The organism is Polaribacter sp. IC066, assembly GCF_007997085.1.
In the GTDB taxonomy this organism is placed as follows: domain Bacteria; phylum Bacteroidota; class Bacteroidia; order Flavobacteriales; family Flavobacteriaceae; genus Polaribacter.
Window position 1 is genome coordinate 1 of the sequence record NZ_VORR01000010.1, and the last position, 13,570, is coordinate 13,570.

General features: G+C 31.8%; 10 protein-coding genes. 4 read left to right on the forward strand and 6 right to left on the reverse strand.

The window, feature by feature from the left end; all coding sequences use genetic code 11:
* A partial coding sequence (locus ES044_RS04810; RefSeq protein WP_147186926.1) for an IS1595 family transposase occupies positions 1-561 on the forward strand: 561 nt, incomplete at its 5' end.
* A 117-nt stretch (positions 562-678) separates the two neighbouring features.
* On the opposite strand, the gene ES044_RS04815 is transcribed toward ES044_RS04810, so the two are convergent.
* A complete protein-coding gene (locus ES044_RS04815) occupies positions 679-3,060 on the reverse strand; it encodes a penicillin acylase family protein (RefSeq protein WP_147118217.1) in 2,382 nt (793 codons plus the stop codon).
* A 73-nt stretch (positions 3,061-3,133) separates the two neighbouring features.
* Between ES044_RS04815 and ES044_RS04820 the strand changes: the two genes are divergently transcribed.
* Entirely contained in the window at positions 3,134-4,300 is a 1,167-nt protein-coding gene (locus ES044_RS04820) for a DegT/DnrJ/EryC1/StrS family aminotransferase (protein ID WP_147118218.1), read from the forward strand.
* Positions 4,301-4,318: 18 nt separating this feature from the next.
* Entirely contained in the window at positions 4,319-5,332 is a 1,014-nt protein-coding gene (gene galE, locus ES044_RS04825; protein ID WP_147118219.1) for a UDP-glucose 4-epimerase GalE, read from the forward strand.
* A 78-nt stretch (positions 5,333-5,410) separates the two neighbouring features.
* Here the strand turns inward: galE and ES044_RS04830 are convergent, their stop codons facing one another.
* From ES044_RS04830 to ES044_RS04850, 4 genes are all read right to left on the reverse strand, one after another.
* Positions 5,411-5,953 (reverse strand): DUF2911 domain-containing protein, encoded by a 543-nt coding sequence (locus ES044_RS04830; protein ID WP_147118220.1) that lies wholly within the window; start codon positions 5,951-5,953, stop codon positions 5,411-5,413.
* A 202-nt stretch (positions 5,954-6,155) separates the two neighbouring features.
* A complete protein-coding gene (gene feoB, locus ES044_RS04840) occupies positions 6,156-8,264 on the reverse strand; it encodes a ferrous iron transport protein B (RefSeq protein WP_147118222.1) in 2,109 nt (702 codons plus the stop codon).
* A 3-nt stretch (positions 8,265-8,267) separates the two neighbouring features.
* The gene (locus ES044_RS04845; protein WP_147118223.1) at positions 8,268-8,495 is read right to left on the reverse strand and encodes a ferrous iron transport protein A; all 228 of its coding nucleotides are present in this window, start codon (positions 8,493-8,495) and stop codon (positions 8,268-8,270) included.
* Positions 8,496-8,546: 51 nt separating this feature from the next.
* A complete protein-coding gene (locus tag ES044_RS04850) occupies positions 8,547-9,227 on the reverse strand; it encodes an SCO family protein (protein ID WP_147118224.1) in 681 nt (226 codons plus the stop codon).
* A gap of 169 nt (positions 9,228-9,396) precedes the next feature.
* Between ES044_RS04850 and rseP the strand changes: the two genes are divergently transcribed.
* On the forward strand, positions 9,397-10,743 hold the full coding sequence (rseP, locus tag ES044_RS04855) for an RIP metalloprotease RseP (RefSeq protein WP_147186928.1): 1,347 nt from the start codon (positions 9,397-9,399) through the stop codon (positions 10,741-10,743).
* A gap of 1,707 nt (positions 10,744-12,450) precedes the next feature.
* Here rseP and bioB read toward each other — a convergent pair.
* Complete coding sequence (bioB, locus tag ES044_RS04860; protein ID WP_147118226.1) at positions 12,451-13,548, reverse strand: biotin synthase BioB; 1,098 nt, start codon at positions 13,546-13,548, stop codon at positions 12,451-12,453.
* Positions 13,549-13,570 lie beyond the last annotated feature (22 nt).

Consider the following 13,570-nt stretch of genomic DNA (forward strand, 5'->3'; position numbering starts at 1 on the left):
TTATTTATGCATAAGGTAAGAGAAGCCATGAAATCTAGCGAAAATCATCCAATGGACGGAATTGTTCATATTGATGAGTTTGTTATTGGTGGAAAGGAAGTAGGTAAAGTGGGAAGAAGTTATAATAGTAAGAAGAAAAAGATTGTAACTTCAATAGAATTAACAGATAAAGGAAAAGTTAAAAGAATGTATGCCTTAAAAATTGATAATTATTCAGCCAAAGAATTAGAGATCATATTTGACAAACATATTGATAAAAATGCAGTAATAACCACAGATAAATGGAAAGGCTATCGCCCTTTATCTAAAGATTATAATATCACTCAAATAGAAAGTAATAAAGGCAAGAATTTCATGGCATTGCATACGATGATTCATCAAGTAAAATCATGGATTAGAACAACCTTTTCTTCAGTAAGTGATTTTAACATAAACAGATATCTTGATGAGTTTTGTTATCGAATTAACCGTTCTCAAAGCAAAAAAAATATCTTTAATAATTTAATAGTAAGAATGGTCAAAGCAGATAAAATATATCAAGCAAAAATCATATGTTCTTAACTACTTACCTCAATAAGATTAAATTACCTTAAAAACCAAAAGCTAACTCTCTACTGTTTTTAATCTATAGAAAACTTTACGATGAATTAGCAAATTGGTTTTCCCCTAGCAAATACTTTACTTTTCAGGTTTTAAAATCAACACATTTTCGCTTCTTCTTATTTGAATCTCGTTCAGCTTCATTTTTACATATTCGCCATTTCGGTATTTCTCTGCTTGGTCTTTATAATGCTCGCTAAACACGTTTCCTGATTGACCTGTGGGAATAATTGCCAAACTATTTTCTACATCAGAAAAATCTACAATTATTCTAGTTGAAGCCCCAGCAGTTACGTTGTAAAGCCCTGTGCTATCTAATTTAAAAATTTGGTTATTAATAACCTCATGCCCCCCTATTGTTTCAAAAGGTCCTACATTAAAAATTTTACGCAACAGGCCTCCTGCTTTTCCGATAGCATGCTCATGTTCTACAGAAATTACACGGCTCCAGAGCCAATCATCCACATTTTTTCCTAATTGATTTTCTAAAAAAGAAAACGCATTCTTAAAAGAATTTGAAATAATTTCTTCTCTATTCTCTAATTTTGATGGCGTACTAATATCATCCCACCAAACAGATTGTGCTCTATTTATTTGAATTGGTAAAGCTTGGTCTTGCAGTTGCGAGTTGATAAACAAATCAAAACCATCGCCTAACTCATCTTTGTAGGTTGCGCTTAAAAATTCATATAAGAAACGATTGTAAATAGTGGCGGCAACTGAATTTTTAAAGTACGATCCATCCCATTTTTCGAGAATAAGAATTGCTTTCTTTTCTGAAACAGATAAACCTACGCTATTTATATTTTTTATTAAATTATTTGCTATTTCTGAAACCGTAGAAGATTTTACATCAAACATCATTTTTGCCACATCTTCTTTCGTAAAATCGTCTTTTTGATCCAATAATTCTACAATTCTTTTAGCTCTATCTTCTGGTTCATAATACCCGGGATATAATTTACCTCTTACAGAATCTATCTGATTGTTTGCAGAATACACATAATTGCTCTTTGGGTTTATCGCTTTAGGGTTTTCACTAAAAGGTATATAGGCTATAATTTCATCCTTTCCAGAAACCCCGTCTAAATAGGTTTTGGAAGAAACACTATCTCTTAACTCATATAATTTTGCAGATGCAAACCAAGCAATATTGTTTTTTGCATCTCCATACATTACATTTAATCCCGGCGCATGAATTTTTGAAACTGCCTTTTCAAAAGTGGCTAATGATTTTGAGTGAGACATTTCATAAACAGCATCTAATACTTCGCTGTTTAGCTGCGTATAAATCCAATTCATGGCAATGGGTCTATCCTCTTCAAGATGCGAAATTAAACCATTCATTATTGGCCCATGCGTGCTTACTTTTACTTGAAAAGTAGTGTCTTGCTCATCCTTTATATGAATTGTTTTATCAAAAATTTCATAGTCTTTGTATCCTTCAGAAGTTTTATATTGATTTGTATTTTTAGGATTATTTTCTTCGACATAAAAGTTTATATCGTCATTTGCTAACATCGTTAAACCGTAAGAATACTCGCTATTATGACCTAATAATGGGAAAGGTATCAAGGCAATATTGAACCCGTACATTTCAAAATCTGGTGTTGTTATATGACTTTGATACCAAACAGAGGGTTGGGAAAAAGCAATATGAGGGTCGTTTGCAAAAATCACTTTTCCGTTTTTTGTTTTTTCTGCACCGATTACCCAAGAATTACTTCCTATAAAAGTAGAGACGGGTAAATTATCCATAATTGTACTTACAGCATTTGATATACCTCCTTTAATTTCTGTTACTTCAGTTTTATTAATTGTAAGATTCTCACTAGAGCTTGTCATTAGTTCCTTAAAATAAGCATTTCCTAATTTCTCTTTTACCTCTGTTAATAAAGGATCTGTTTTGTGCGCTACTGCAAAACTAAATGCCATATAGCCAATTACATTATGAATATCTTTAATTGTATAATTCTCTTTTTTGATCCCTAACAAAGAAAACTCTAAAGGTGTTTTACCTTCATTTATAAATTGATTTACGCCCGCTAAATAAGCTTGGGTTAAAAGGTATGTTTTTGAATTTTTATCAAGATTAGCCACAGTTTTTTCAGAAGCTTCTTCTATCCCTAATCCTGCAAAAAAAACATCTGTTTTTAAAAGCTCTTTTCCCAAAATTTCTGACAATCTACCTGCGGCAATTCTTCTAATCAACTCCATTTGCCACAATCTATCTTGCGCATGCACATAGCCTAAAGTAACATAAGCATCTTTTTGATTTTTGGCATTGATATGGGGAACCCCAATTTCATCAAAATAAACAGTTACCTCATCAGATAAGTTTTTAAGCTCTAATTCGCCATTATAAGTTGGGTGATATGTTTTTGAGTAGAACCAGACACCAACAACCAATATAATGATCACTAAAACTAAAATTTTTAAAGCTTTTTTAATAAATTTCATTTGAAAGTTTTTGATGAGCCCAAAGATAAAATATTTATGTTGTATTTTTGATATTCTAACTATTTCTTCATTTATGAAAAAAATTCAAATGGTTGACTTACAAAGTCAATATCAACAAATAAAAACAACTGTAGATGCTTCAATTCAAGAAGTTTTAAATTCATCTTCGTATATAAACGGTCCTTTAGTCAAAGATTTTCAAAAAGATCTAGAAGACTATTTAGGCGTAAAACATGTAATTCCGTGTGCAAACGGAACAGATGCTTTGCAAATTGCTATGATGGCGCTAGGTTTAGAGCAAGGTGACGAAGTAATTACTGCAGATTTTACTTTTGCTGCAACTGTAGAAGTCATCGCCCTTTTAAAATTAACACCTGTTTTAGTAGATGTGGATGCTACAACTTTTAACATCGATATTGATGCGCTTAAAAAGGCGATTACCCCAAAAACAAAAGCGATTGTGCCGGTTCATTTATTTGGACAAGTTGCCAATATGGATGCTGTTATGGAAATTGCCAAAGAACATAACTTATTTGTAATTGAAGATAATGCCCAAGCAATTGGTGCTAACTATACTTTTAAAGATGGCACGCAACAAAAAGCAGGAACTATTGGAAATGTAGGAACCACCTCATTTTTTCCTTCTAAAAATTTAGGCTGCTATGGAGATGGCGGTGCAATTTTTACAAACAATGATGAACTTGCTCATACTATGAGAGGTATTGTAAATCATGGTATGTATGAAAGGTATTACCATGATGTTGTGGGTGTAAACTCTCGATTAGATTCTATTCAGGCTGGAGTTCTAAAAGCAAAACTACCCAACTTAAATACTTATTGTGATGCACGTAGAAATGCTGCTCGTTTTTACAATACTGCTTTTGCAAATCATGCTCATATTATTCCGCCTACTGCAAAATCTAACAAAACCGAGCAATGCAATCAAATTTGTGATGTTTGTGACTGCCATGTTTTTCATCAATATACCTTACAAATTACCAATGGTAAACGTGACGAATTGCACAAGCATTTATTAGAAAATGAAATACCGAATGCCATTTATTATCCTGTTTCATTGCATGCTCAAAAAGCCTATAAAGATTCGAGATACAACGAAGAAGATTTTCCTGTTACCAATCAATTGATTAAAACCGTAATTTCTTTACCGATGCATACAGAATTAGAAAACGATCAATTGCGTTTTATAACCGAAACAATTTTAGATTTTTTAAATAAGTAACCCAAACAACAACCAACAATGAAAAAAATTTTAGTAACAGGAGGTCTTGGCTTTATAGGATCTCATACCGTAGTTGAACTACAAAGCGAAGGCTTTGAAGTAATTATTATAGATAATTTAGCAAATACAACCCTTTCTGTTTTAGATAGCATTACAGAAATTTCAGGTATAAAACCAACTTTTCATAAGGTAGATGTTCGCGTAAAGAGTGAAGTAAAATCGGTATTTGATGCACATGAAATTGACGGAATTATCCATTTTGCTGCCTATAAAGCGGTAGGTGAAAGCATGGGAAAACCTTTAGAATACTATGAAAACAACTTAAGTTCTTTAATTTACATCTTGCAAGAAATGAGAGATCGTAAATTAGATAATTTTATTTTCTCGTCTTCCTGTACAGTTTATGGCCAAGCAGACCAATTACCAATAACAGAACAAGCACCTGTTAAAGCTGCAGAATCTGTTTATGGAAACACCAAACAGATAGGAGAAGAAATTATTAAAGACGCAAGCAACGCACATCATCTAAACTGTATCGCATTAAGATATTTTAACCCTATAGGTGCTCATCCTTCTATAAAAATTGGCGAATTACCATTAGGAGTTCCGCAAAATTTAATTCCGTTTGTTACACAAACCGCAGCAGGAATTCGTAAAGAGTTATCTGTTTTTGGTGATGATTATCCTACGGAAGACGGTACGGCTGTTCGTGATTACATTCATGTAGTCGATTTAGCAAAAGCACATATTGCGGCTTTAAAAAGACTTATCGACAAGAACAATAAAAAAGCTTTTGAATGCTTTAATATTGGTACTGGCAAAGGAAGTTCTGTTTTAGATATTATTACAACTTTTGAGAAAGTAAATAACTTAAAGTTGAATTATAAAATAGTTGGTAGACGAGAAGGTGATGTTGTAGCCGCTTTTGCAGACACTACAATTGCCAACAAAGAGCTAAATTGGAAAACAGAAATTAGCCTAGAAGAATCTTTAGAATCTGCTTGGAAATGGCAACAGAAACAATCTGTGTAACAAAAAAAAAATTACGCATTAAAAAAGCTTCATAAATTAATTTTTATGAAGCTTTTTTAATGTTTAAATTTATAATCTCTATCCTTTTACAGGCACAGAAACCACCGTATTTCCCCAACCTAAATGCATCGTTGCAGCATTTTCTTCGCCTTCAAAAACAACAGAAAAAGATTCTATAACATCTTTAGATTTAGATACTTTGCCAAAAACCCTTACAACATCTTCTGTTTTATCATAAAAATAAGAGCCCCAGACGTTTTTTTGTGTACTTAAAATAATCGTCCATTCTGTGTCTGTAGGAATCGTAAATAGCGTGTACGTGCCCGCTTTTACATCTCTATCGCCAAAAGTAACATCTTTATAAAATGTAATTTCTGCTGCTTCGTTTGCACCTGTTCTCCAAACTTTATCATTGGGCGCTAACTTATCTAAAGTTCTTCCTTTTAATTGAGGTCTGCTGTACACTACTTTTACAAGCTTATCAGAATTTCTCCAGTTTACAGGATATGAAGATGCATCCATAGGACTGACATCTACTTTTGGAAATTTTTGTGCAAAGGTATTTGTTGATGAAATCAAAGCAATTGTAAAAATTGCAATTGAAAAAATGGTTTTTATCATATGTAGTTTAAAATTTATTTATTAAAATAATAACCTCAAAATTAAAAAATATTCTCATTTTAAGGTACTAATATTCTGTTAAGCTTTTAATGACAGCCACAATCTGAACTACATTTTTTTACTTTTTTTGACGGAATAAAATATTTCTTTATCAAAAAATATGCGGCTAAAATGACGAGTATATAAACAATAATTTCTTGCATTAACTTAAAATTTGATAGGTTAAAAACGAAGCTACATAGGCTAATATAGCCATGCCGAATAACTGAATTAGTGGCCATTTCCAGCTTTTAGTTTCGCGTTTTACAATCGCAAAAGTGGCCATACATTGCATCGCAAAAGCATAAAAAACCATTAAAGACATCCCAACAGGAAAATTAAAAAGGATACCGCCTGTTTCGTTTACTTCAGCCGCCATTTTTTGTTTTATCGTTGTCGTATTTTCATCATTTGCTTCTACACTATAAATAGTTGCTAATGTACCCACAAAAACCTCACGAGCCGCAAAAGAAGTAATCAAAGCAATTCCTATTTTCCAATCGTAGCCTAAAGGCTTTATAGCTGGTTCTATGGCTTTTCCCATCATACCAATATAAGAGTTCTCTAATTTTGCTGATGCTATTTTTTGCTGAAGTTCATCCTTATTTAAGGTTTGATTCACTACATTTTCTGTGATAGCCTTTTCTACATTTTTATAAGTAGTACCTCCATTTGATGCTAAAAACCACAAAACAATAGATAATGCTAAAATTATTTTTCCGGCTCCAAAAACAAAAGCTTTTGTTTTTTCTACAACTTCAAAGAATACATTTTTAAGAGATGGCAATTTATAATTAGGCATTTCAATAACAAAAAATGACTTCGATTTTATATGTAAAGTTTTATGTAAAATATAAGCTGCCAATATTGCGGTTACAAAACCCAGCGCATACAGAGAAAGCAAAACCAATCCTTGAAGGTTTAAAAATCCGAAGAATTTTTTATCAGGAATTATCAATGCAATTAATATAGCATAAATGGGCAAACGTGCAGAACAGGTTGTAAAAGGCGTCACTAAAATGGTTATCAGACGTTCTTTCCAGTTAGCAATCGTTCTTGTAGCCATAATTGCAGGAATTGCACAAGCAGTTCCTGAAATTAACGGAATAATACTTTTTCCGTTCATACCAAAACGTCTCATAATTTTATCCATTAAAAAGACAACTCTACTCATATAACCTGTTTCTTCTAAAACGGCTATAAATAAAAATAAAATGGCAATTTGAGGAATAAAAATAATAACGCCACCTATTCCTGGTATAATGCCTTCTGTTAATAAATCTGTAAAAACACCGTTGGGTAAACTGTTCTTGGCAAAATCTGCTAATTGCGCAAAAGAGCCATCAATAAAATCCATGGGTACAGAAGCCAAATCGAAAATAGATTGAAAAATTATAAGCAGAATTAAAAAGAAAAATACGTATCCAAATATTTTATGCGTAAATATTTTATCTAGTCTACCCCTTAAATCTGTTGCTTTTGATTTATCAATAAGATAGGTTTTCTTTAAAATTTTATTAATTTCCTGATAGCGGTAAATGGTTTCTTTGTGCTGATACTTTTTTAGTTTAGAAGCATCCTTTTTAAACGCTAATAAATTCTCTTTTTCTTCTTTCGTAACGGTGTCTGGAAAGTTATTTTGAGTAACCATCAACCATAATTCATAAAGAGAATAATTAGGACTAATTTCTTTTAATTTTTTAAAGTAATCTGGATCAATTTTATGATCAATTCCGCATAAAGGAGATGCTTTTGCCGCAACATGACAACGAATTATGGCTGCTTTAACATCTTTAATTCCTTCGTTTTTTCTTGCGCTTATTAATATGACTTCTGTATTTAATTCTTTTTTAAGAAGCGATAAATCGATAGAGATTCCTTTTTTCGTCATTTGATCAACCATATTAATGGCCAATACTGTCGGAATTTCTAAATCTTTAATTTGAGAAAATAATAGTAAATTTCTTTTTAAATTTTCGACATCAGCAACCACTAAAATTACATCTGGAGATTCTTTAATATCTTTTTTAAGCAAGGTTTTTAACACAATACTTTCATCAATAGAAGTAGGATTAATACTATATGTACCCGGTAAATCTGTAATAATGGCATTTTGCGTGGGTGATAGTTTACTGACGCCTAATTTTTTATCTACGGTAACTCCAGGATAATTGCCAACTTTTTGGTTTAACCCTGTAAGCTGATTAAACAGCGATGTTTTGCCTGTATTTGGGTTTCCTATTAAAGCAACTTTTATATCAGTTTTAGACATTTCCTATTCGCTTTTTAAAATTTTAATTTGTAGAGCTGTTTCTTTTCTAATGGCTAAATGGCTCCCGTTTACACAAATGTATAGCAGGTCTTTAAGAGGTGCAATTTGCACGAGCCTCACTTCTGCTCCGGGCAAACACCCCATCTCTAATAATTTTAAAGGGATGAAATCTAATGAATCTTCAGAAATGTATCCTATTTCTCCGATGTGTAAAGATGCGATTGTGATCAAAGATTTAATTTTAGGAAGCAAAGATAATCATTTAGAATGATTCTAAACAAGTTATTTTCTGGTATATTCTTTTTTCAAAAGAGCCATATCTTTCTTCAACTTTTCCATGTCTTCTGTTTCTGTGCCATCGTAATAACCACGAATACGTTTTTCTTTATCAACCAAAACAAACTGTTCTGTATGAATAAAATCATCTTCTCCGCCATCACCAGCTTCTATAATAGCCATATAACTCTTTCTTGCTAATTCGTAAATGTGCTTTTTATTACCCGTTGTCACATTCCATTTTTTATCATTTACCCCTTTATTTATAGAATATTCTTTTAAAACAGCAACGCTATCTATATTTGGCGTTACAGAATGTGATAAAAACATAATATCGTCATCATCTTTATAAAACTCTTGCAATTCGCTCATATTATAGGCCATGGCAATACAGATGTTGGTGCAACGTGTAAAAAAGAAATCTGCAATATAAATTTTATTTTCATAATCTTTCTGGGTAATCAAATCTCCGTTCTGATTTATTAATTCAAAATCTGCAATGGTATGATCTCTAGTTATGTGTTTTATCGATACGTCTACCAAACGCGGATTTACATCTGCAGGATGATATACTTTTAACTTCTTTTCGACTTTCAATAGATTATAGTAAATAGGAATAGCGACTGCTGAAAAGACTAGCAAAAAAATAAATGTTGATCTACTTTTTTTGAAAAATTTTAAATCCATGAAACAAGGTATTTTTGCAAATTTACGGCTTAAAAAAACCATAGAGAAATAGCATATCTTAAAATACTTCTAAAATCTTTGTTAAAATAAAAGCAACTATTAATAGTTCTTCTTAAACTCTCTTTAAAAACGTACATTTGTACATTTTTAAAATCTGATTTATCGCTGAATGGAAATATTAATAAAAGCATCACAATTTATTTTAAGTTTGTCTCTTCTAATCGTCTTACACGAATTAGGGCATTTTATCCCCGCAAAATTATTTAAAACTAAAGTTGAAAAATTTTATTTATTTTTTGATTATAAATTCTCAATTTTTAAGAAAAAAATTGGCGATACAGTTTACGGTATTGGTTGGATTCCTCTAGGTGGTTATGTAAAAATAGCCGGAATGATCGATGAAAGTATGGATAAAGAACAAATGGCTTTACCACCAAAACCATGGGAATTTAGATCAAAACCAGCGTGGCAGCGTTTAATTATAATGCTCGGTGGTGTTTTTGTAAACTTCGTTTTAGGAATCTTTATTTACATTATGTTAATGTGGAGTTATGGTGATAACTATTTACCGAACGAAAATGTAAAAGACGGTGTCTGGGTGCGAGACTCTTTAGCCATGAATATAGGCATACAAACAGGTGATAAAATCTTAACTGTAGATGGTCAGAAAATAAGAAAATTCTACGGATTAACATTAGAGTTCATCAACGGAAATAACTTTCAGATAGAAAGAAACGGCCAAATCATTGACAAAGAAATTCCTACCAACTTTATTTCTCAATTAATGGATCGAGGTAAAGATGCTGGACCTATTTTATACCCGAGATATCCTTTTGTAATTGGTAAGATTTCTGAAGACTCGCCGAATATAAATTCAGATCTAAAGCCAAAAGATATTCTTATTGCTATTAATGACAACGCTGTTAAGTATTATGATGAGGCAGAAGCAATCTTGTTGAATCATAAAGGTCAAAAAATTACCGCTACAGTTTTAAGAAATAAAAAAACAGAAAAAATTGACTTACAAATTACCGATGAAGGTAAAATAGGTGTTTTTAGCACAACGATTCCTGATAAAGATTTAGAAAGATTAGGCTATTATGAACTTGCCAATTTAGAATACTCTTTTGCAGAAGCAATTCCTGCGGGATGGAATAAATCATGGAAAACTTTAACCGATTATATTAAACAACTGAAAAAGATTTTTAACCCAAGTACAGGTGCTTATAAAGGTTTAGGTGGTTTTATTTCTATTGGTAGTATTTTTCCTGATGAATTTAGCGCAGAATCTTTCTGGAACATCACAGCCTTTTTATCAATCATGTTAGGGTTTATGAACTTATTACCAATACCAGCACTAGACGGAGGCCATGTGGTATTTACACTCTGGGAAATGATTACGGGTAAAAAGCCCGGAGATCGATTTTTAGAATATGCCCAAGTTGTAGGCTTTATTCTTTTAATTACACTGCTACTTTTTGCAAACGGAAATGATATTTTTAGATTATTTAAATAATATTTTTAAACCAAAAAGCCTCACATTAAATATGTGAGGCTTTTTTTTTGGCTAAATTCTTAAGCTTCTGTTTATAATCGGAAACCAAGTATAGTAGGTATTGCACTTATCGCATGAATAAGCTCTGGAACCTGGAATTAATTTAACAAAAGCCTTTCTTTTTAATCTATGCTTTGACACAGATTTACATTTCGGGCAGGCTTTCATAATAGTTGTATTTAGTTAGCAGCAACGAATATAATTAAAAATCAAGTAATTAAACTAATTTCGATTCACTAAAAAAGTGTAAAGATTAACAATTACACCTCCTTTATAAGCAATTTAAACGTTTTAATTTCTTTGTTTTTTTTTAAAACAAAACACTATAATAGCGCTATTTGCTTTGTAATTTAACACAACTTATTTAAGGTACTTGCTTATTTTTAATTCGGAAGGAACATAAAACTAAAAGAAATATTTTACAATCTTTTTTAGTTTCAAATTTAAAAAGAACGATTGATGAGTGGAAACCAAGTGTACACAACATTGCATTTATCACAACCGTAAGCCTTTGTTCCTGGAAATAGTTTAGCCAAAAATTTTCTTTTCATTCTGTGTCGTGACACCGACTTACATCGAGGACATGCTTTCATTCGTGATAATTTTCAATTTGTTCGCAATCTACTTAAAAGCAGTTTCTTATCTATTAAATAAGGCTAAACATCCATTTATTTGTTCTGAAAGTATCTATTTACGTTCTGAAATTACTTATTTTTTTTTCTAGTTGGTTAAGTTTTAATCTTATTCAATTGTTCACTACATCCTAACACCTCTTTTTACAGAAAAGTTATAGATCCATTTTAATTCATTTCTTTAGTTTTTTATTAATGATCTTTAAATTCTAAACAACAAAAATTAATAACATTCTAACAACATCGATGTACCGCTAGAAAAACAAACAAACTCAAACATTAGAACATACTACCCAATTAATTTTATGATGATGTTTGATTTTATGATGACGTTTGTAGACCATGGATAATTTTTACTTAAAAAATTAAAAGAAGGAACACAAACTTTATTTTAATATTTTCTTTCAGAAAAAAGTAAGCAAATATTTATATCGACAAGCAAAAAAACCAATTTATTAAAACCTAATAAAATTAAATTACTGCTATTAACCTCGAAGTAATTATACTTTAAAGTTGTCTTACAATTTTATTCATTTTTCTTTTCCATTGACCTTTCGACTTCGCTCAAGATAAATTCCAAGAAACAAAAATCTAGACTTCTGATAATTTTATTGAATTCTACAAGATATTTCGCTATCGTGTCCAGACCGCAAAAGGGCTGTAGAACAGGTAACCGCTTCCTATCTTTTGAACTCTTACTAAAATTATCGTGTGTCGGGTTTAGATTGTGAATGCTATATCCCGAAACTTCGAGAGTAGAAATCTGTCATCTAACGCACGGAACTGATGATGTCCTTTAACAAAATAGGCTCTTTAAAAAGTAAACTTCTATTGATGCGAGTTTAATACCAAATTAGCCTTATAATGCCGTAATAAATCGTTTCTTTTCGCTTACCTTTCATCAAAAATAATTCAATTTATTTGCACGTCACTATAAAACTAAATTGGTATAATAGTTATTCGTTGAGGAATTTGATTAAAAAAAATCCATCTACTCAAAAGTAGATGGATTTTAAATTAGAAAAACACTTTGTATTTATACCTTCAGAGATTTAGCCTCTTGCTTCTTCACTTCATTACGTTCAATTTTGTGCCCGGGTCTTGTCCATTTTGGTTTTTCACCTAAAGCTTGATAAGCAGATTCTGATGCCTCTACAGTTTGTGGTTGTACTTTTTTAGTAAATGGTTTTTGCGGATTTAAGCCTAATAATTTAAACATTTTCATGTCTTCATCTACATTAGGGTTTGGCGTTGTCAATAATTTATCGCCAGCAAAAATAGAATTTGCACCCGCAAAAAAGCACATTGCCTGCCCTTCTCTACTCATTTCTGTTCTTCCGGCAGATAAACGTACTTGTGTTTCTGGTAATACAATCCTTGTGGTTGCAACCATTCTAATCATATCCCAAATATCAACAGGAGTTTCATTTTCTAAAGGCGTTCCTGCTACTGCAACTAACGCATTAATTGGTGTAGATTCTGGTTGCGGATTCAAAGTTGATAAGGCAACTAACATTCCTGCTCTGTCTTCTGCTGCTTCTCCCATTCCTATAATGCCGCCAGAACAAACGGTTACATTTGTTTTACGAACATTATCAATAGTATCTAATCTGTCTTGATACCCTCTTGTAGAAATTACTTTTTTATAATATTCTTCGGATGAATCTAAATTGTGATTGTATGCGTACAAACCAGCTTCTGCCAATCTTTGCGCCTGATTTTCAGTCACCATTCCTAACGTGCAACAAACTTCCATTTCTAGTTTATTAATGGTTCTTACCATATCTAAAACTTGGTCAAATTCTGGCCCATCTTTTACATTTCGCCAAGCTGCACCCATACAAACACGAGAACTCCCACTTTCTTTAGCTCTTAAAGCTTGAGCTTTTACCTGGTTCACCGTCATTAAATCGTTACCTTCTACATTGGTATGATATCTTGCTGCTTGCGGGCAATAGCCACAATCTTCAGAACATCCGCCAGTTTTTATAGACAATAATGTTGATACTTGAACAACATTAGGATCGTGTTGTTTTCTATGAATTGTTGCTGCATCATACAGCAGTTCCATTAACGGTTTATTATATATTTCTAGAACTTCTTCTTTCGTCCAATTGTGTCTTACTTCGCTCATAAATGTTCACTTAATTTCTACA

Bases quoted from the DNA above. Each gene is read 5' to 3' on its own strand.
- ES044_RS04815 (WP_147118217.1), bottom strand. From the start codon at position 3,060: ATGAAATTTATTAAAAAAGCTTTAAAAATTTTAGTTTTAGTGATCATT.
- ES044_RS04820 (WP_147118218.1), top strand. From the start codon at position 3,134: ATGAAAAAAATTCAAATGGTTGACTTACAAAGTCAATATCAACAAATA.
- galE (WP_147118219.1), top strand. From the start codon at position 4,319: ATGAAAAAAATTTTAGTAACAGGAGGTCTTGGCTTTATAGGATCTCAT.
- ES044_RS04830 (WP_147118220.1), bottom strand. From the start codon at position 5,953: ATGATAAAAACCATTTTTTCAATTGCAATTTTTACAATTGCTTTGATT.
- feoB (WP_147118222.1), bottom strand. From the start codon at position 8,264: ATGTCTAAAACTGATATAAAAGTTGCTTTAATAGGAAACCCAAATACA.
- ES044_RS04850 (WP_147118224.1), bottom strand. From the start codon at position 9,227: ATGGATTTAAAATTTTTCAAAAAAAGTAGATCAACATTTATTTTTTTG.
- rseP (WP_147186928.1), top strand. From the start codon at position 9,397: ATGGAAATATTAATAAAAGCATCACAATTTATTTTAAGTTTGTCTCTT.
- bioB (WP_147118226.1), bottom strand. From the start codon at position 13,548: ATGAGCGAAGTAAGACACAATTGGACGAAAGAAGAAGTTCTAGAAATA.